This window comes from Bacillus sp. LK2, from assembly GCF_001043575.1.
GTDB lineage: Bacteria > Bacillota > Bacilli > Bacillales > Bacillaceae_G > Bacillus_A > Bacillus_A paramycoides.
Genome location: NZ_LDUK01000001.1, coordinates 320,642 through 341,184, shown reverse-complemented (window position 1 = coordinate 341,184; position 20,543 = coordinate 320,642). Strand labels below are relative to the sequence as shown.

16 protein-coding genes, 2 pseudogenes and 1 riboswitch are annotated in these 20,543 nt (G+C 37.0%); of the genes and pseudogenes, 10 read left to right on the top strand and 8 right to left on the bottom strand.

Annotated elements, in window-relative coordinates; genetic code table 11:
* The first annotated feature begins 116 nt into the window (after positions 1-116).
* On the top strand, positions 117-1,868 hold the full coding sequence (gene dhaK, locus VK90_RS27905) for a dihydroxyacetone kinase subunit DhaK (RefSeq protein WP_048369916.1): 1,752 nt from the start codon (positions 117-119) through the stop codon (positions 1,866-1,868).
* 194 nt (positions 1,869-2,062) lie between these two features.
* Here dhaK and VK90_RS01690 read toward each other — a convergent pair whose 3' ends face one another.
* Positions 2,063-2,269, bottom strand: coding sequence for a hypothetical protein (locus VK90_RS01690; RefSeq protein ID WP_048369914.1), 207 nt, complete (start codon positions 2,267-2,269; stop codon positions 2,063-2,065).
* A gap of 319 nt (positions 2,270-2,588) precedes the next feature.
* A riboswitch (SAM riboswitch) is annotated at positions 2,589-2,695 on the top strand.
* Positions 2,696-2,777: 82 nt separating this feature from the next.
* Here VK90_RS01690 and VK90_RS01685 point away from each other — a divergent pair.
* The 3 genes from VK90_RS01685 to VK90_RS01675 all read left to right on the top strand — a co-directional run bounded on the left by VK90_RS01685 (position 2,778) and on the right by VK90_RS01675 (position 7,611).
* On the top strand, positions 2,778-3,836 hold the full coding sequence (locus tag VK90_RS01685) for an LLM class flavin-dependent oxidoreductase (protein ID WP_048369912.1): 1,059 nt from the start codon (positions 2,778-2,780) through the stop codon (positions 3,834-3,836).
* On the top strand, positions 3,829-4,785 hold the full coding sequence (locus VK90_RS01680; protein WP_048369910.1) for an ATP-grasp domain-containing protein: 957 nt from the start codon (positions 3,829-3,831) through the stop codon (positions 4,783-4,785). The genes VK90_RS01685 and VK90_RS01680 overlap by 8 nt, the downstream gene beginning before the upstream one ends.
* Positions 4,786-5,223: 438 nt before the next feature.
* Entirely contained in the window at positions 5,224-7,611 is a 2,388-nt protein-coding gene (locus VK90_RS01675) for an immune inhibitor A domain-containing protein (RefSeq protein WP_082147735.1), read from the top strand.
* 295 nt (positions 7,612-7,906) lie between these two features.
* Here the strand turns inward: VK90_RS01675 and VK90_RS01670 are convergent, their stop codons facing one another.
* Together VK90_RS01670 and VK90_RS31325 are read right to left on the bottom strand one after the other, a co-directional pair.
* The gene (locus VK90_RS01670; protein WP_048369906.1) at positions 7,907-8,737 is read right to left on the bottom strand and encodes a VanW family protein; all 831 of its coding nucleotides are present in this window, start codon (positions 8,735-8,737) and stop codon (positions 7,907-7,909) included.
* 514 nt (positions 8,738-9,251) lie between these two features.
* Positions 9,252-9,398: pseudogene (locus VK90_RS31325) on the bottom strand (IS6 family transposase); the annotation flags it as partial.
* A 205-nt stretch (positions 9,399-9,603) separates the two neighbouring features.
* On the opposite strand from VK90_RS31325, the gene VK90_RS01665 reads away from it, so the two are divergent.
* The 3 genes from VK90_RS01665 to VK90_RS01655 all read left to right on the top strand — a co-directional run bounded on the left by VK90_RS01665 (position 9,604) and on the right by VK90_RS01655 (position 12,418).
* On the top strand, positions 9,604-11,337 hold the full coding sequence (locus VK90_RS01665; protein ID WP_048369904.1) for an S-layer homology domain-containing protein: 1,734 nt from the start codon (positions 9,604-9,606) through the stop codon (positions 11,335-11,337).
* Positions 11,338-11,478: 141 nt separating this feature from the next.
* Positions 11,479-11,793 carry a PadR family transcriptional regulator gene (locus VK90_RS01660; protein WP_048369902.1) on the top strand — a complete coding sequence of 105 codons (315 nt, stop codon included), beginning with the start codon at positions 11,479-11,481 and terminating at the stop codon, positions 11,791-11,793.
* Between the two features lie 13 nt (positions 11,794-11,806).
* Positions 11,807-12,418: a DUF2812 domain-containing protein gene (locus VK90_RS01655; protein ID WP_048369900.1), complete on the top strand. Its 612-nt coding sequence runs from the start codon at positions 11,807-11,809 to the stop codon at positions 12,416-12,418.
* A 36-nt stretch (positions 12,419-12,454) separates the two neighbouring features.
* Here the strand turns inward: VK90_RS01655 and VK90_RS01650 are convergent, their stop codons facing one another.
* Positions 12,455-12,925, bottom strand: coding sequence for a hypothetical protein (locus tag VK90_RS01650; protein ID WP_048369898.1), 471 nt, complete (start codon positions 12,923-12,925; stop codon positions 12,455-12,457).
* Positions 12,926-13,127: 202 nt separating this feature from the next.
* Here VK90_RS01650 and VK90_RS01645 point away from each other — a divergent pair, with 202 nt between their 5' ends.
* Positions 13,128-13,439, top strand: a complete 312-nt coding sequence (locus VK90_RS01645) for a heavy metal-binding domain-containing protein (protein WP_048369895.1) — start codon at positions 13,128-13,130, stop codon at positions 13,437-13,439.
* A gap of 409 nt (positions 13,440-13,848) precedes the next feature.
* Here the strand turns inward: VK90_RS01645 and VK90_RS01640 are convergent, their stop codons facing one another.
* The 3 genes from VK90_RS01640 to VK90_RS01630 form a co-directional block, all read right to left on the bottom strand.
* Positions 13,849-15,174, bottom strand: coding sequence for an alpha-glucosidase/alpha-galactosidase (locus tag VK90_RS01640; protein ID WP_048369893.1), 1,326 nt, complete (start codon positions 15,172-15,174; stop codon positions 13,849-13,851).
* 77 nt (positions 15,175-15,251) lie between these two features.
* Complete coding sequence (gene galT / locus VK90_RS01635; protein ID WP_082147734.1) at positions 15,252-16,784, bottom strand: UDP-glucose--hexose-1-phosphate uridylyltransferase; 1,533 nt, start codon at positions 16,782-16,784, stop codon at positions 15,252-15,254.
* Positions 16,781-17,950 carry a galactokinase gene (locus VK90_RS01630; protein ID WP_048369892.1) on the bottom strand — a complete coding sequence of 390 codons (1,170 nt, stop codon included), beginning with the start codon at positions 17,948-17,950 and terminating at the stop codon, positions 16,781-16,783. The genes galT and VK90_RS01630 overlap by 4 nt, the downstream gene beginning before the upstream one ends.
* A gap of 257 nt (positions 17,951-18,207) precedes the next feature.
* Here VK90_RS01630 and VK90_RS01625 point away from each other — a divergent pair, with 257 nt between their 5' ends.
* Positions 18,208-19,113 (top strand): AraC family transcriptional regulator, encoded by a 906-nt coding sequence (locus VK90_RS01625; RefSeq protein WP_048369890.1) that lies wholly within the window; start codon positions 18,208-18,210, stop codon positions 19,111-19,113.
* Positions 19,114-19,117: 4 nt separating this feature from the next.
* Positions 19,118-19,219 (top strand): annotated as a pseudogene (locus VK90_RS29730) (hypothetical protein); the annotation flags it as partial.
* Between the two features lie 78 nt (positions 19,220-19,297).
* Here VK90_RS29730 and VK90_RS01620 read toward each other — a convergent pair.
* Positions 19,298-20,479 carry an MFS transporter gene (locus VK90_RS01620; RefSeq protein WP_048369888.1) on the bottom strand — a complete coding sequence of 394 codons (1,182 nt, stop codon included), beginning with the start codon at positions 20,477-20,479 and terminating at the stop codon, positions 19,298-19,300.
* Between the last annotated feature and the right edge of the window lie 64 nt (positions 20,480-20,543).

Sequence of the window (20,543 nt, the reverse complement as noted above, 5' to 3'; positions counted from 1 at the left end):
TAGACAGATTGTCCATTTTGTCCGTTTACTATAAAACGCTTTCATTTTAACATGAGTAGTAAGAAGAAGATTTCAAATATATCACAATATATTAAAGGAATTGAGGGAGAATCACAATGAAAAAGATTATAAACAAACCAGAAACATTAGTAATGGAAATGTGCAACGGCATGGTTATGGCTCATCCAGAGCTTGAGCTTTTGAAAAAATATAAAGTCATTAAGAAGAAAGAAATGAACGAGAATAAAGTAACGTTAATTAGTGGCGGCGGTAGTGGTCATGAGCCAGCGCATGCAGGATTAGTCGGAAAAGGAATGTTAGATGCGGCAGTGTGCGGAGATGTGTTTGCTTCGCCTTCACAAATTCAGGTATATCAAGCAATTAAAGAGACGGCTAGTAAAAAAGGAACGTTATTAATTATTAAAAATTACAGCGGCGATATTATGAATTTCAAAAACGGGGCGCATTTAGCGACTGAAGATGGAATTGAAGTCGACTACGTAAAAGTGGACGATGATATTGCGGTAGAAGATAGCCTATATACAGTAGGACGCCGCGGCGTTGCGGGAGTTATTTTAGTGCATAAAATTGCCGGTGCAGCAGCGGAAGCAGGTATGGATTTAGGAGCGGTGAAAGCTGTCGCAGAAAAAGCAGCGGCTAACGTGCGCACAATCGGTTTAGCGTTAACTTCTTGTACAGTTCCAGCAAGTGGATCACCTACTTTTACACTTGCTGAAGATGAAATGGAATACGGCGTAGGTATTCACGGTGAACCAGGTATTAAGCGTGAAAAAATGATGTCAGCAGATGAATTAGCTAACCGTATGACAAATGATCTTATAAAAGATTTAGGAGTAAAAGATGGCGAGGAAATCGCGCTTCTTGTAAATGGTTTTGGCGGCACACCACTGCAAGAACTGTACCTATTTAACAATGCAGTTACGAGAGAATTAGCTGCTAGAAACATTAAAATTAATAGAGTGTTCGTCGGTAATTATATGACGAGTATTGATATGGCAGGTATGTCTTTAACGGTAATGAAGTTAGATGATGAACTGAAAGCATTATTATCGAAAGAGTGTAATACACCAGCGTTTAAAGTAGATGGACCAGTTGAGAGTGTAGAGTACGTGAATGTGCTTGAAGATGTAGAAGAGAAGGAAGTTTCATTTGAACTAGAGACAGCGGAAGAGCACGCTGTTATTAAAGATAATGTCATTACATTAAACAACATGATTTATCTCGTTGATAAAATGAGCGACATTATTATTAAAAATGAAGTACCGTTCTGTGAGCTAGATACACATGCGGGAGACGGCGATTTCGGAATGAGTGTTGCAAAAGGATTTAAGCAATTAAAACGTGAGTGGAGTTCTATTTTAGAACAAGAGAATGTAACGATCGGGTCGTTCCTTGACGGTTGTTCAATGATTATTATGGAACATTGCGGTGGCGCTTCTGGTCCAATTTGGGGCGGAGCATTCCGCGCAGCAAGTAAAGCTGCCGGCGAAAAACGTGAGCTAACAGTTGAAGAGTTCGCTGAAATGTTGCAAGCGGCACTTCAAGGTATACAATCTATCGGTGAAAGATCATTCGGTAGAGGAGCGGTAGTTGGTGACAAAACACTTGTTGATGCACTTGCTCCTTGTGTAGATTCTTGGATTGACAGCTCTTCAAACGGAGTAGACGTGAAAACTGCCTTTGAAAAAGGAGCAGAAGCAGCGGTTAAGGGAGCGGAATATACGAAAGAAATCGTCGCTCGCATGGGCCGCGCCGGTACAGTTGGTGAAAGAAGTTTAGGATATCCAGATGCAGGTGCACATGCACTTGGAGTTATCTTTACGGAGATTTCTGGTAGTTTGAAATAGAAATTAGAAGATCCCTTCTACCTTAAGGTGGAGGGGGTTTTTATAGTTGATTGATATATAATTTCGCTAGATGCTCTCCGTGAAATGGGGGAGGGTGGTAAGAATAGTAATTGAAATTATTTAAAGGGGCCTAAATTAAGAGGACTTCCCCTTAATCTTTTTAACAATGCAGGCAAAAGTTTCTTCGGTATATTTTATTCTTTAAATATTTCCGGTTTTTCCACTCTAAATGATTTTACATCACCGCACTCTAAGCAGAATGTTGTTAATAGTTTAGAACGCTTCCCCACTGTGAAGAGTGAGCTAGCCGTATCCTCACAAACATACGCATGATAAGCAGATCCAACTCTTCTTTCTTTAAATGTAGTAGAACCACAATTCTCACATCTTTTATTTTTCATGTTACTAACACCTCTTTAGGTTCATATTTATTTTTGCGTATTCTCTATTTCTTTTACGATAGAAGTAAAGCAACTTGGTTATAAATGATGTTTTCGACATGATACAACATACCCCTTTTTAAAACTTTGTGAAATATGCTGTGTAGGGATGATTGTATTTTCCTTCCACATATATTTGCAAGCAAAGCAGCATAATACCCCTATGAAGCTCTATGATTATATGATTTTTCTATATATCATTTAATCTTTATCGGAAAAATAAGTATTAAATGATTGATTTTTATTATTCTGATGATTATAATAAATGAAAACCAAACAATTCTTATGTTGAGAAGTGGAGGGACGGGCCCTATGAAACTTCGGCAACCTCGTATTAGACGAAAGGTGCCAAATCCTGCAGGTGAAAAAACACCTGAAAGATAAGAGCGGTTCACTTAGTAAAGAAAGCTACTCTTATTTCAATAAGAGTAGCTTTTTTTATGACTAAAAGGTTAAGGGGGAATATGTAGTGGAGTATGGCTTTTGGTTACCGATTTTTGGGGGATGGCTTCGAAATATAGATGATGAATCTATGCCACCTACGTTTGAGTACGCAAAACAAACAGCGCAAGCGGCAGAGCGATTAGGTTTTTCGACCACGCTTATTGCAGAATTAAACTTAAATGATATAAAAGGTGTTTCAGCACCAAGTTTAGAAGCATGGACAACCGCGGCGGCACTTGCTGCAGTAACGGATCGATTAGAGATAATGACAGCTGTAAGACCTGGCTTCCACAATCCAGCAGTTACAGCGAAAATGGCAGCGAATATCGATCAATTAAGTAATGGCCGTTTTACATTGAATGTAGTTTCAGCATGGTGGGAAGAAGAAGCGAGGCAGTATGGTGGGGTATTTACCGCACATGATGAAAGGTATGATCGAACAGAGGAATTTGTAACAATTTTGAGAGAGCTTTGGAAGGAAGAAGTATTTTCTTATGAGGGGAACTTTTATGAGGTTCATAATACACATTTAAATCCAAAACCTGTGCAGAAACAAGGAGTTAAGATTTATGCAGGTGGTGAGAGTGAGCGAGGGAAAGAGGTAATTGTAAAACACGCGGATGCATATGTAATGCATGGGGGAACAGTGGAAGAGGTATGTGTGAAAATAGAAGATATGAAGAATCGTAGAAAAAAAGTAACAGGGGAGCCATTGCAGTCATTCGGGCTCGCGGCGTACGTCATTTGTCGTGATACAGAAGAAGAGGCCTTAGAAGAATGGAGACGAATAACGGATGTGAAAGACGGTGCTTTAGGTTATGCGGGTTATCAAGACTTTATTAGTAAATCACAGTTGGAACAGCAAGTGAAGCTGAATGATTACTCCGTATCTAATCGTGGATTACGTCCGAACCTAATTGGAACACCAGAACAAATTGCAGAAAGAATACTTGCCTTTGAAAAAGTGGGCGTTACATTATTACTTTTGCAATTTTCGCCACAGCTTGAAGAAATGAAACGATTTTCTGAAAAGGTGATGCCATTAGTTGAATTGAAAAGAAAGGAATTGATTACAAATGAGTAAAATTTACATATTACATGAGAATAAGGAATGGACGGATCATTTGGTGAAACGGTTGGAAGAACTAGAGTTACCTTATGAGGAATGGTTTTTGGATGAAGGAACGATTTCGTTAGAACAAGAACCTCCCCAAGGTGTTTTTTATAGCCGTATGAGTGCTTCTTCGCATACAAGAGGGCATCGATACGCACCCGAGTTGACTGAGGGGGTTCTTTCTTGGTTAGAGGGACACGGGCGAACAGTATTTAATGGGTCTCGTGCATTACGACTTGAAGTAAGTAAATTGAATCAATATACAGCACTAAGGAATTTTGGGATACAAGTGCCGAAAACAATTGGTGCTGTTGGTCGTGATAATATAATAAAAGCAGCAAGGGAGTTAGGGGAAGTACCATTCATCACAAAGCATAACCGGGCAGGTAAAGGCCTTGGTGTTCAACTTTTTCATTCCATTGAGGCTTTAGAACAATATTTGGATGGTCCGACGTTTGAAGAGCCTATTGATGGAATTACTTTAATCCAGCAGTATATTGAAGCACCTGAATCATATATTACACGATGTGAGTTTGTAGGCGGTCAGTTTGTATATGCAGTTAAAGTAGATACATCAGAAGGGTTTGAACTTTGTCCAGCAGATGCGTGCTCTATTCACGATGCTTTTTGCCCAGTAGGAGAAGAGAGTAAGAAAGAGGCTTCAACAAAATTTGAAATTATATCGGACTTCCATGAGCCAATTATTGAACAATACAAGGAATTTTTGAAAGAAAACGAAATTACTGTTGCTGGTATTGAATTTATTCGCAGTTCGGATGGAACAATTTATACGTATGATATTAATACGAACACAAACTATAATTCTGACGCAGAGTCTGTAGCTAATCAATTTGGTATGCTCGAGCTTGCTAAATTCCTTGGAATAGAATTAGAAAAACAAGTAGAGTCAGTTAAATAATGTTGATTAAAAAATAAGGTTCTGGTGCAAACCTTTGTTAAAGTAATAGTATCAGTATGTCCAAGTTTAAGAGATTACTTACAAGGTCTTTATGGTTTGTGCATAAGAACGAAAAGTATCAGTTCATATTAAAAAAACAGCCCAAGTTCCAATGAGGAACTTGGGCTGTTTTTATGTTGTATTTTCTTTCCCAGCGTTATTCCATCGCCATCAAGATAAAAGAACGAGTGATCCCACTTTATGGTTATGTGCAAAATTTGAAAAAAGCATAAACCAGCAGAACCTTTGTATTTTGCTATCCTACGTATTTCACCCTGCATAAAAAAATATTTCTCAACATTTCTTATGTTGAAAAATATTGAATATTCGTATTATAACAAATATTATGTTGTTATCGACAAAAAAACGATAATTTGCAGACACTGGGGAGGAAATGCATTGAAAAAGAATAAGAAGTTAAAACCTTTATCGGTATTAGCAACAGCGGCGGTATTAAGTAGTAGTTTTGCTTTTGGAAGTCATGCAGCGTATGCTGAGACACCAACATCATCTCTACCAATAGATGAGCATTTAATACCGGATGAGCGTTTGGCAGAAGCGCTAAAACAACGGGGCGTAATTGATCAATCTGCATCACAAGCTGAGACATCAAAGGCTGTTGAAAAATATGTTGAGAAAAAGAAAGGGGAAAACCCTGGGAAAGAAATCATGACAGGAGATAGTCTTACGCAAGAAGCTTCTGATTTTATGAAAAAAGTAAAAGATGCAAAAATGAAGGAAAATGAACAGGCGCAGCAGCCGGCAGCAGGACCAGTAGCTGGACAAGATGCAGGATTGAATCCTAGACAATTAAATGGAAAAGTGCCTACTACACCAGCGAAGCAAGCTGATTACAATGGAGCTGTTCGAAAAGATAAAGTACTTGTTTTACTCGTAGAATTTAGCGATTTTAAGCATAACAATATTGATCAAGAGCCAGGATACATGTATTCTAAGGACTTTAATCGTGAACATTATCAAAAAATGTTATTTGGTGATGAACCATTTACGTTATTTGATGGATCGAAGATTAACACATTTAAACAATATTATGAAGAACAATCTGGTGGCAGCTACACAGTTGATGGAACTGTAACGGAATGGCTTACTGTTCCAGGAAAAGCTTCAGATTATGGTGCGGATGCGGGAACTGGTCATGATAACAAGGGTCCTTTAGGGCCACGCGATCTTGTGAAAGAAGCATTAAAAGCAGCGGTAGCAAAAGGGATAAATTTAGCAGACTATGATCAATATGATCAGTACGATCAAAATGGTGATGGAAATAAAAACGAGCCAGATGGCATTATTGATCATTTAATGGTTGTACATGCTGGCGTGGGGCAAGAAGCTGGCGGTGGTAAATTGAAAGATGATGCGATTTGGTCTCATCGTTCAAAACTTGGATCAAAACCGTATGCGATTGATGGCACAAAATCTTCTGTTCCGAATTGGGGCGGAAAGATGGCTGCATACGATTATACAATCGAGCCTGAAGATGGAGCGGTTGGTGTGTTTGCGCATGAGTATGGTCATGATTTAGGTTTACCAGATGAGTATGATACAAAGTACTCCGGACAAGGTGAACCTATTGAGTCATGGTCTATTATGAGCGGCGGCAGCTGGGCTGGAAAAATTGCAGGAACAGAACCAACAAGTTTCTCACCACAAAATAAAGAGTTTTTCCAAAAGAATATGAATGGTAACTGGGCGAATATCGTTGAGGTAGATTATGATAAACTTCGCACAGGAATCGGTGCTGCAACATATTTAGATCAAAGTGTTACAAAATCAAAACGACCAGGAATCGTTCGTGTTAACTTGCCGGACAAAGATATAAAAAATATCGAATCGGCATTTGGTAAGAAGTTTTATTACAGTACAAAAGGAAATGACATTCATACAACACTTGAAACATCAGTATTTGACTTAACAAATGCAAAAGATGCTAAGTTCGATTATAAGGCATTCTACGAACTTGAAGCGAAGTATGATTTCCTTGACGTAAATGCGATTACGGAAGATGGAACGAAGACACGTATTGATAGAATGGGCGAAAAAGATGTAAAAGGCGGTATGGATACAACGGATGGTAAGTGGGTTGATAAATCATACGATTTAAGCCAATTCAAAGGGAAAAAAGTAAAACTGCAATTTGAGTATTTAACAGATGTTGCAGTAGCTTATAAAGGGTTTGCGTTAGATAATGCAGCATTAACTGTAGATGGAAAAGTTGTATTCTCGGATGATGCAGAAGGCCAACCAGCAATGACGTTAAAAGGTTTTACTGTGTCTAACGGATTTGAACAGAAAAAACATAACTACTATTTAGAGTGGAGAAATTACGCTGGTTCTGACACCGCGTTACAACATGCGCGTGGCCCAGTATTTAATACAGGAATGGTTGTATGGTATGCGGATCAAAGCTTTACAGATAACTGGGTAGGCGTTCATCCAGGTGAAGGATTCCTAGGAGTAGTAGATTCTCATCCAGAGGCAATCGTAGGGACATTAAACGGACAACCGACTGTGAAGAGCAGTACGCGTTACCAAATCGCCGATGCGGCATTCTCATTTGATCAAACGCCAGCATGGAGAGTAGATTCGCCAACTCGCGGTATCTTTGACTATAAAGGATTACCAGGTGTTGCAAAATTTGATGACTCTAAGCAGTACATCAACAGCGCGATTCCAGATGCAGGACGTAAGTTGCCGAAACTAGGATTAAAGTTTGAAGTAGTAGGTCAAGCTGAAGACAAGTCTGCAGGTGCAGTTTGGATTCATCGATAGAATAAGGTGAAACTAAGAGGAGCTGTCCGATAAGTCGATGAAACCGACTTATGGACAGCTCTCTTCTTGTTGTGGAAACGGGGCAGTTTAGTTTAGGAACCAGTTCATTGGAAAGGAAGATATAAACTACATTTTCACTAAAAACGAGAAATGATATTGCTAGAGAATTGCCTATTCTTTTAAAGTGAAAGAGACTATAGTAAAAAAATATATAGACTATCAAATATTAAGAGATGAGCGCATGTTACATATAATTACAAAATACTTATCAGACTTGATTGTAAGCAATGATAAGTCACTCACTTTCCTCATTATTATAAGCCAATAGTGGTTCGTACATCATTATAGCGTGATTCTCCGTTACATATTGGTCTTCTATAAACTGTTTCTGTTGATTATATACTCTACGTTGAATAACATTATGTCGTATATAACCACCCCAGTATGCAGATTGGATTGAGTGTTCTTTTTCATAAACTTCATATTGATAAAGCTGCGGATAGGCAACTCTCCATTCACCGACTAAATGCTTATCTGTAATATAAAGGTGAAGTTGATATGATTGGTCTGTTTCATTTTTGATTTGTAAATCCAGATAGTTATAAGAACAAGTCGCTCCGCTTCCAAATGGTTGGGTCCGCTTGGAATCAGGAAAGACATCAAAACTATGACGATATCGCTCTGTTACTGTCAATGGTGTATGTAAGGTCATCCAATATATTAAATTTGAAAGCTGACAAAGCCCTCCTCCAATGCCTGCTTGAAAAGATCCATAGTGTAGTATCATACCTTCTACATACCCTTTTCTCCTCGTAGGCTTACCTATTAAACGCCAGTAAGAGAATGTTTCTCCCGGTTTAATGACGATACCATTTAGTTGTTTAATAGCAATCTTCAAATTAACAACTTTATTCTGTTGATACCACATATCTACATCTTTGAGCTTACGAAGTAGTATCGTTCGGTGCTGAATCGCTGTACAGGGTAACTTTTCTTGTTGAAACGTTTTTGCATATGTTTTTCCGTCTGTTAACCACTGAATGTACCTCTTTGTAGAGTAATACCATGTCCCTAGTAGAATGCGATACTTAGACCGCTGTTTAGGACGTAAGTTCACTAAATTCATTTTATTTTCACTCTCCATCGTTTTCATATGATACCATTTCCGTAATTACGCTCCCAATCTCAATTGTCGTATGAATGACTTTGAATTTACCAAGGTTTTCCCGCACAGAACTGTAATATTAATTGTCGCATTCTCTCGTTTGTTAACTACATTCTTATATATATATATCTATCTATCGATAAATTGTACTTTTCTTAGCTGCATAATAATTAACATAAATAGATAAAAGATGCAAAAGAATAGTGTAATTAATTTAATGGGGATCTTATTTTTTCCATTTTCCGAATGGCTCATAGTCATGTGAAAATCCGCTTCAATACGATAAATTCAAATAAACACATTATAAATATAAAGGATAACCTTAAATAAAAAATAATGAAAATTAAAGAAATTCTAAAGTATTAGTATGTTTTTACTAAATATTGATTGATAATAAGTTGCTTTTTGAGACTTTACTAGGTTCTGTTGCAAAGTTTCTTAGTAAATAAAAAGTTAAGCTAATTACAATGAAAGATTATGCAACTCTTGGTGATTTCTGTAATTCATCGTGTGTCGAAAAACCGCAGTCTAGTCCCAGACTGCGGTTTCGTTTATATAAAGCGTAAACAGTTTCAATACATTTCAAGGTGCGTGAAGCATGACGAAGACTTTGAATTCCTGCTATAACAATTCGTTTTACATTTATATATTCGCAAGTAAAATAGCATAATATCAATATGAATATCTATAGTAATATGAGTTTTTGCATGTTTTGAAATTTAGTATATCCTCCGAAAAGTTTTAATTGTATAATGTGTTTTGTCATATTCATTTAGATTTTTCGACAAAAAATAACAAAAATAGAAGACGTATTGGGAGAAGGCATTATGTATACAAAACTATTAAAATCAATTACATCATTATCACTTATTGGTGGTGCTTTATTATATACAAATGTAGATGAGATTAAAGCTGCTGAAGCAGGCACTTTTTCTGATGTGCCAACATCGCACTGGTCCTATCCTGCGATTAAAGATTTAGCGAGTAAAAATATTATTTCAGGTTATGGAAATGGGAAGTTTGGTTTTGGTGATGTTGCGACGAGAGAGCAAGTTGCGGCTTTAGTTTATCGAGTGTTAGTACCGAATAAGCAAGGCGGTTCGTTTAGTAATGATGGAACTCGTTATGTATTAAAAGATGGATCTACTTTAAACAATCCTTATCGTGATATTCGCTCAGGTTCTACACTGTTTCCTGAAGAGGTTTTAACGTTAACGAAATTAGGGATTTTTAAAGGTGATGGAAATGGCGGTTTTAGACCGAAAGATTCTGTTAGTCGTGCGGAAATGGCACAAATTCTTACAATTGCTTTTCAAGTCTCTGCAACGAAAAAACATACATTTAACGATGTTCCAAATGGTTTTTGGGCAGAAAACGCGATTAGTGCGGTGCAGTCAAACGGGATTGCAGCAGGTACAGGAGAAGGGAAGTTTGGGCCGTATACTACAGTAACACGTGAACAATATGCACAGTTTTTATATAAAGCTTTGGAATATAAAAACTCTGATGTGAAAAGTACAGGAGATGCTGCTTTATTAACGACGTTTAAAGATGAAGTACAAAAGCGTATTAATACATACGAAACGAACATTACACTTCCGTATCAAACGAAAAATAGTAATACAGAAGAAGTGATGAATACACTTTTTAACGCATATAAAGAAGTTGCAAATAAAAATGAGTATACAAATTATAATAGATCGAATGTTTCATATTCACTTTCTGGATCACCTGGAAATTATATGTTTACGTTAAAGATTACATATCGTGAAACGAAAGAACAAACGGAATATGTAATGAAACAAGCAAAAGCGATCGTTTCCTCTATTATTCAAGTGGGAATGGATGATCACGAAAAAGTGAAGGCGATTCATGATTACGTAGTGAAGCATGTTTCTTATGATACGTCTTATAAAGCGTATACGGCATATGAGGCGTTAGTGAATCGTTCTGCCGTTTGCCAAGGTTACGCACTATTAACCTATCAATTGTTAAAAGAAGCTGGAATTGAGAATCATTTTGTAGTAGGAACTGGAGACGGACAACCTCATGCTTGGAATTTAGTTAAAATCGATAATAAATGGTACCACCTTGATACAACATTCGATGATCCAATACCGGATGAACAAGGACGAGTAACGTATTCTTATTTCAACTTATCGGATGAACAAATTGCAAGAAATCACGAGTGGAACCGTGGGGAATACCCACAGGCTACTACAAATTATTATGATACACTTACAAATAAAATTGCAGCGGGTAGCTCTAAAACAGTTGCATATGAACAAATATTAAAAGATACAAAACTAAATTATTTAGGAAATGAGTACGTTGCAAATAATTATAATGAATTGAAAAATAAAATGCAGCAGCGCTATAGTGCAAAACCAGAAAAGATTGAAGTTCTTTATAAGCAATCAATGGACGGTGCATTGCAAGATGTGAAAAAGGCAATTGGAGAAATCAGTTATCCAAAAGGAGCCAATCGAGTGTCATATAAGGCGGAGCCGTATAATGCAAAAGAAGGATATTCTTTGGTGACGATTACGTTTACATATTAAAAACAACCTAGATCCATGTAAGGGATCTAGGTTGTTTTTTTATATCTGAATTTGACATATACAGTTCAACTGTATAAAATTAAACTATATAGTTGAACTGTATAGTTTAACTATATAGTTATCGTTACATCGGAGGTCTTTATGAATAGAGATAAAAATTTACCATTAACGGAAACAACGTATTACGTTCTTTTAGCTTTATTAGAGCCGGCCCATGGGTATTTAATTATGCAAAAGGTTGAGGAACTTAGTAATCATCAAGTGAAGATTGCGGCTGGTACACTTTACGGTGCGGTTGAAAATTTATTGAAGCAACAATTAATACAATCAGTACAAAGTGAAGATAAACGAAGAAAAGTGTATGTAATTACTAAGCGAGGAAAAGAAGTATTACATTTAGATTTTATGAGAATGCAGCATATTATTGGGGTTACAAAAAGCTTATTAAATGTATAGTTAGGGGGAAGCGATGATGTGGAGATTGAAGTTTTTCGTTGATTTTGAGAAAGAGGAAAAATGGTTAGAAGAGATGGCTTGGAAAGGCTATCATCTAAAAAGTAATACATTTGGTTATAGATTTAAAATCGCAGAACCGGAAGATGCGACAATTAAAATAGATCATAGAATATTTAATAGAAGAAGTGATTTTATTAACTACTGTACGTTATTTGAAGACAGTGGCTGGAAACATATAGCCGGTAATTGGTGGTCAGGTACACAATATTTTCAAAAGGTAGATGAGGAAAGTGAAGATGACATTTTTTCAGATGAAATGTCACGAGCAGGGAAGTATAAGCGTCTATCTAAGACATTTTTAGAATTAGCGATATGTTATTTGCCGATATTAATCCTATTTATGTTTAGTAAAACAATTGATCTAGGAGCGATTATAAATCCAAGAAATCTATACCTTACGCCGGGGTTATGGGATAAGCAGGGTGCAGCATTTTTAGGATCATTCCTATTTGAAACACCATTTGCATTAATGAGGGGCTTCTTTTGGCTATTTATTCCGGTTGTGATTGGTATGTTTTTCGTTTGCTCGTATAAAGCGAATAGGTTGTATGAAGAGAGAAAATGATGTGAAAGATCCCCTTAAGGTTTAAGGGGATCTTTTTTACGCTTTCTCACTTTTGAAGAAATCCTTCATCATTTTAGCGTCTTTAATGTTCACTATTACACCTTCTACTTTATCTTTCTTCTCATTTTTAGCTATCGTAATCTGCTCCGTATTATCAACCCACACAAGAAATTCTTCTTTCGAGTCATCTTTATATGTAACGGTTATAGTAGAATGGGCAGATTGTTTCTTTTCTTGATTTAAAGTGATTGTTTTAGGTGTTCCGTTTTGAACTGCTGTGACGATAGATTTTATCATTTCTTCATTGTCTGTTTGAGATTTTGAAACATTGTTATTTGTTGTTTTAAGCATTTCAATGTCTGTAATATTTGCGGAGTTTAATTGAATGGTATTTTGTGTATGTTCTTGCTTAGCTTGTGAAGTCTTATCTGTAGTCGAGGTGCTTGTACAACCAATTAAAGTGAAAGATAGAACGGTTAGAGCACATATAGATGTGATTTTTTTCATATTATCCCTCCTTAATATTAATTATAATAATTTTCTGTCAATTTGGATAGTATTTGTAAAGAGGCGATAAAATAAATTTCCATCCTTACAAAACTGTCACATTCCTGTAAGGTAATTCAATAGATTAGTTACTTTTTTCCTGTCATAATAAAGACATAAGAAAGCTAATCAAAAACTATAAGTTATTAGGAGAGTGTCAGTCATGATTGTAACAACAACGTCTGGAATTCAAGGTAAAGAGATTATTGAGTATATTGATATTGTAAATGGTGAAGCTATTATGGGTGCTAATATTGTCCGTGATTTATTCGCTTCAGTTCGTGATGTTGTCGGTGGTCGTGCTGGTGCTTATGAAAGTAAGCTAAAAGAAGCTCGTGATATTGCAATGGGAGAAATGAAAGAACTTGCAAGACAAAAAGGTGCGAACGCTATCGTTGGTGTTGACGTAGATTATGAAGTAGTTCGCGATGGAATGTTAATGGTTGCTGTAAGTGGTACAGCTGTACGTATATAATTAAATAAAAAACAGGCTCACCCCTTGAAGCATATGCTTTGAGGGGCTTTTTTTATCTATAATTTGATTGGTTTCAAACGATACTTCTGTTTTGAAAAGTGTTCGTTGCATTTTAGCTTCCAAATGTTTTTTAGCAGTTTGATAACTTCAAGTTGTTTTCTTTTGTATAGAATGACTTTTAATAGACAATAGAATTAGTGTATTAATTAGAATCTCATTTTTTAACTTACACGCAGAAAGTGATTATTTACTATAAAAACGGTGAAAAATAACAGATTTCTTCGTAATTGGAAGAAGCCTGTTATTTTTTCAAACATACACGCTTTTAGGTTCTAGTGAACATGTTTTCACCTGAACAGACTAAAACTGTTTGGAACTCAGTCTATTCTGTAGTATTCATTCACGTTATTTAGATTGTCTCCATAACTGCTTCCTCTTTAAATTGAGGCAGCCAGTCACCATGTGCTTCAATAAGGTCATCGCATAATGAGACGATATCATCGATAGATAGTTCTGCCGCAGTATGTGGATCAAGCATTGCAGCCTGGTAAATGTGCTCTCGCTTACCTGTTATAGCTGCTTCAATGGTAAGAAGCTGGGTATTGATGTTAGTACGGTTTAGCGCCGCCAACTGTTCAGGAAGTTCTCCTACATAACAAGGTGTAATTCCACTCCGATCAACTAGGCAAGGAACTTCAACGACAGCTTTTTCCGGAAGGTTACTGATTAAGCTTCCTGTATTCAATACATTTCCGTGGAGTTTAAATGCTTTATCGGTTTCCATTGCATCAATGATATAAGAAGCGTATTCATGTGTACGTTTATGCGTAAGGTTTTTGTTGTTAACAAGGTCTTCACGCATTTTCATCCAATCATTAATTTGATTGATACAGCGGCGCGGGTATTCATCAAGAGGAATATTCAACTTATCGATGAGTTCCGGATAATTCCTTTTGATGAAGTATGGGTGATATTCGGCGTTATGCTCGGACGATTCCGTTACGTAATAGCCGAAACGATTCATCAATTCAAAACGAACCATATCCTCATGTTTTTCTTTTTGCTTTTCAGTCGCAAGTCTCTTGATTTCCGGGTACAAGTCTTTTCCATCTCTTGTCACTTCCAAAAGCCAGGCCATATGATTGATTCCGGCAATTTTCCACTGGACATTTTCTGTATTCATTCCGAGCGAATTAAATAAGTACGGCACACACACCTGGACGCTGTGGCACAATCCAACCGTTTTTACGCCACCGTAACGAATCATAGCCGCCGTTAACGTCGCCATCGGGTTTGTATAGTTTAAAAACCAAGCATCCGGACAAACTTCACGAATATCTTTGGCAAAATCAAGCATCACCGGAATAGTTCGTAATGCGCGGAAAATGCCGCCAATGCCGATTGTATCTCCAATCGTCTGAAGAAGCCCGTACTTTTTCGGAATTTCGAAATCAGTCACTGTACAAGGCTCATAGCCGCCGACCTGTATGGCATTAATGACGTATTTTGCTCCTCTTAACGCCTCTTTTCGGTCCGTATAAGTCTTGATGTGTACGTTACTACCGGAACTTTCCTTTAGGTTTTGCAGTATGTTCTCAGAATCTTTTAAGCGTTGATGGTCAATATCAAACAGAGCAAACTCGAACCCTTGGATACTAGGTGTTAACATGCAGTCACCCAATACATTTTTAGCAAAAATCGTACTTCCAGCACCTAGAAATGTAATCTTTGACATTTATAAAACCTCCTGAATATGAATTGTATATTCAACACATCCCGGAATAGAAGAATGATGTCGTATGATGCTCCACTTTATTCCAGAACGATAAGCTCTCTATTCGCGCTTTGTAATTCTCTGATAAAGCGATCAAATCCTGCTCTACCATCTTTATTCATTTTATAGACACCAGCATTTTCTAATATGCATTCAAATTTTTTTGCAACTTCAGTTTGAAGAAAGCTTTGGATGGTCTCTTCCGCATAGCCACCCTGGGCTTTTAATTCATCTGCCCATTTTTGATGGATTGCAGAAACATTGGCTTCTTTATTTAACAAGTACAGCTCAACTTCATGAAGCTCCTCAATCAAACGTGAAGGGAGAATCGCTAGGCCCATGACTTCAATAAGCCCGATATTTTCTTTCTTAATATGCTGTACATCTGGGTGTGAATGAAAAATTCCATCAGGGTATTCTTCACTCACATTATTATCACGCAGTACAAGATCAATTTCATACTTTTCTTCGCGACGCCGCACAATTGGTGTAATCGTATGATGTTGTGTGCCATTTTTTGATTGCGCACGAATTTGTAAGAATTCATCCGAATAGTTCTTCCAACTTTCATGGATGTAGGTGCTGGCATTAATTAGTTCCTCTTTGTTTAAAGAAGAGAGGCGAATCACACTCATTGGCCAGTTGACAATACCGCAAGAAATATTAGGGTAGTCACATAGTTCAAATGTTTTAAGAACTTTAGCTTTGGCCATCGGAAAGTTATGGCGTCCAGCTTGATAATGATCATGACTTAAGATAGATCCTCCTACAATAGGTAAATCCGCATTTGAACCAATAAAATAGTGTGGCATGATTGCTACAAAACTGAATAAACGAGAGAATGCCTCACGAGAAATTTTCATTGGTCGATGTTCCTTAGATAATACGATGGAATGTTCGTTAAAGTATGCATATGGTGAATATTGAAAACCCCATTCTTCTCCACTTAGTTCGATGTTAATGATTCGGTGATTGCTTCTGCCTGGGTGATTCAAGTGGCCGAAATACCCTTCATTTTCAATACAAAGTAAACATTTTGGATAATTTCCCCTCGGTGTATTTCTAGTCGCTAAGATCTCTCTTGGATCTTTCTCTGGTTTGGACAAATTAATAGTAATCTCAAGTTCACCATATTTTGATTCTGCTAAATAATAAATATTTTTTGCAATTGCACGGGTCTTTATATAATCATTGCGTTTACTTATTTCAAAGAAATAATCTGTTGCCTGTTCGGGACTTTTGCGATATGCCTCCTGAAAATTCTCATTGACCTTGGATGGAAGTGGTGTAATCACATTCATTAAAAGCGCTTCGAACATATCACGATTGGCTTGGTTTTTAGTGATAATAAGATTTTCCGTCGCTTTATCCATAAGTGTATCTAACAGCACATGTGGGTCCACTTCAACTTCGCTAGTAATCTCTCCCATTTCCGATTCGCCAATCAAACGTAATAGTTGATTGTGCATATAAATTCGGTCATTCTTCTCAATGGCTCCATTCTCAATCGCAAGTGTAGTAAAATCGTAAATTGCTTTACATGTGTTCATCGTTTTCACCTCACTCATCATCCAATCACTGTAGCTCCACTACCAATGTGTGCCACATAGAAGACAGGCGCATATCCAACAATTTTGAGATATTCATCATAAACATTATTTTTAAAAGTGTGGATTTCACTTTCTTTTACTAATGCGATGGCGCACCCACCAAATCCTGCTCCAGTCATACGGGCTCCAAGCACACCCTCTTGTTTTTGTGCAGTGGCCACCAATGTATCCAATTCAAGCCCGGTTACTTCATAATCATTTCTTAAAGATGTATGGGAAGCATTCAATAGCTTTCCGAATTCTTCTAAATCACCTGCAGTAAGAGCTGCTTTGGCTTTTTTTGTACGTCCATTTTCGTAAACTGCATGCTTCGCGCGTTTAATTAAGATTTCATCTCCAATAAGATTTTGATTTGCATCAAATTCTGTTTCGCTTAGTTCTCCAAGTGCATGAATTTCTAACTTCGTTTGGAGACGTGCGAGTGCTTCTTCACATTCAGCCCGGCGCTCATTATATTTTGAATCTGCCAGTTCACGACGTTTATTAGTATTCATAATTACAATCGCATAGTCGTCCAAAACTACTGGAACCATTTCATACTCTAGCGTATTGGTATCAAGGAGAATTGCTTTCTCCTTCTCACCAAATCCAATGGCAAATTGATCCATGATACCGGAATTTACACCAATGAATTCATTTTCAACTTTTTTACCCATTTTCACTAATTCAAGTCGTGTTATTTCTAAGTTAAACAAGTTTTCTAATACTACGCCTACAAGTAATTCAAGTGAAGCACTACTTGAAAGTCCCGCTCCATTCGGAATTGTGCCCTCAACTAATAGCTCAAAACCACAGTTTATTTCATGACCTGCTTCTTTCAGTGTTAAGATAACTCCTTTTACGTAATTTCCCCAATTAGCATTTTTATCGTAATCTAGTTCATTCAACGTGAAGCTAATTACTCCAAGTTCTTCAAAGTTCGTTGAGTAAACTAATACTCTATCATCCTCGCGACGTCTAGCTATTCCGTAAGTTCCATAGGTAATAGAAGCGGGGAATACATAGCCGCCATTGTAGTCCGTATGTTCTCCGATTAAGTTGATACGTCCTGGAGAAAAATATTGAGTTGTTTCTTGAGACCCAAATACCATAGCGAATTTTAAGGCTAGTTCACGTTTCCTTTCCATTCATTTTTATTCTCCTGTTTTATAATTTTCCTCTCGGCCTAATTTAAATCACAACGAGAAAACGTTTATAAAGTTAAGTGTAAAAAGGCTAACTAACTACATTAATGTCCTTCCTATTGTTTTCTATTTCATGTATATTTTAACAAGAAGGCGCTTTCAATTTTATATCATTTTGTGACCTTGATTTAACTTTTTGTTGCGTTTTTTTCATCAAAGGAAAATTAAGTTATAGAAATCGCGAGGAGGGAAGAGGGCCTATGGAACAGGCAATCTTTATTAAAAAAGAACAGCATTACTTCTCAAGCGAACTTTATTTTGATTTTTGTGGTTTTTCAAAAACACTGCCTTTACATGCTTTTGGACCAGCTGTACGCAACAGCTACATTATTCATGTCGTGTTGGATGGTAAAGGAGCGTATCATGTAAAAAATAAAAAATATTCATTAAAGAAAGGCAATGTTTTTCTCATTCCCCCAGGAGAGTCGACCTTTTATCGCTCGGATGCAGAAGAACCATGGCTGTATGCGTGGCTGGCATTTGGTGGGAATGTAGCAGAGGATATTATTCATCATTCGCGTTTTAAAAAAGATAACTACTCTGTTACCTCAACTAATATTCAACAATATTTAGAAATTATATTGGAGTGTATGAATTGCTCTCACAATACATTAGAAGATGAATTAAAGTTGAACGAGTTGATTTATCGGTTTTTAAGATTATTACTTACAGATGGTGGCGAATTTTCGCCAGGAATAAAACAAAAGTTTTCACGACTCGCAATTGAGGCAATGAAATATATTGGAGAGCACTATGTAGAGGAGATTACAGTAAATGATGTGGCAGATCATCTTGCGGTCAATCGAAGCCATCTTTATCGAGTCTTTCACAATCATTTCGGGATGAGCATGAAGGACTGGATTTTAAGGGTGCGCATTAATCACGCAGCGCATTTACTTTCGATGACAAATGAATCAGTAGAAAACATTTCTTATCAAGTTGGCTTTCGTAGTTTAGTAGTCTTTAGCCGCATGTTTAAAAAAGTGACTGGAGAAACACCTACGCATTATCGAAAACGTATGTCAAAAGAGAACTTTCAAACAATCTCTTTATCAAGCTTGAAGCTAGTACTTGATGAACAAGAAATCATTTCACGGGCCACTTAAGGAGCAGATTGGCTATCAAGCAGCACATCACCAGTTCGTAGCAAGTGCACTCGCTACGAAGCTTGCACATGATATTATTCCAGAAGCCCAAGTGGGCTGTATGCTTTGAGGGGCTTTTTTTGTTTTCGAGTTAGAAGTAAAAAGAATGAGCTTTATCCTTTAGGAAAAGGCCCATTCTTTTTATTTAAGCTATAAGATCTTTCGTTTCTATCGTTCTTTTGTTCATGACTAAAGTTAGAATGAACAAAATTAAGCTTAGAAGTGCCATTATAATAAAAACTTGCGTATAACCATTAAAATAGTCACGAGCGAAGCCTGCTAAGACAGGAATGAAGCCACCCATAATGTATCCTCCTGATTGCATCATAGCAGTCCATGCACTCGCATCTTCTGAAGTTTTCGTTTCATATAACGGTAGCATTAGAGCGAGTGGAAATACACCGCCGAGCCCGATCCCTAGTAAAATAGAAGGAACCCAAGGTGTAGTTAATGGATATATCATGAGCGATAAACCTATGAGTACGAAGCATATGCTCCCTAATAACCAAAGTGTTCGGTTTTTATAAATATCTGCTAACGTTGGAATTAAAAAGCTGCATATCATTTGAATAACTGTAAATACAGTTATAAGAGTACCGGCTTGTTGGCTGCTTATCCCCATACTTTGGTTTGCTGGTGCAAGCCAAGTAGTAATAGAATAAAAGATTCCTGATTGTAGTCCAAAAAAGACTGTAAATAACCATGCTTTTTTATTTCTTAAAGGTAAACTATTATTCTTTTTATCTTCTATACCCGTATTCTTTTTTCGTTTCATAACCGGATACCAAAATATAATGGCTACGATAGTAAGTACACCCCAAAAAGCGAGTGCCATATTCCAAGATCCTTTTAACACATGTTGTAAAGGAATCGTTAAACCTGCGCTTAAAGAAGCACCAGTTCCCATGCCTACTGAATATATTCCGATCATTAAGCCAATTTTCGTAGGGAATTTTTCTTTAATAAACCCTGATAGTAACGGTCCTGCAAGTGCGATTCCAATACCGATAAATAGAGAGCTTGTGAATAATGTAAAAAGGGAAGAGGTAAAGGCTCTCATACATGTTGCAAAGCCGATTAAAATAAGGCAAGCCATAATTGCTTTTTCTGCGCCATATTTTTTAATTACTTTCCCCGTCAGTAAAGCGAATGCGCCCATACAAAATACAGGGATAGCTGTTAAAAAGCTAACGGAAAAGTTGCTTATATTTAAGTCTTGGCGGATTGTTTCTAATAAAGGTGAAACGGATGTGATTCCGACGCGTAAATTAATTGAAACGAAAAATAGTGCTAATATATACAAAAAAGTTCGTTCTCGATGTTTCAATTTCTTTTTCTCCTCTCTTAAACATCAGATGTTATTGAGTATATCATCTGATGTTTAATGACAT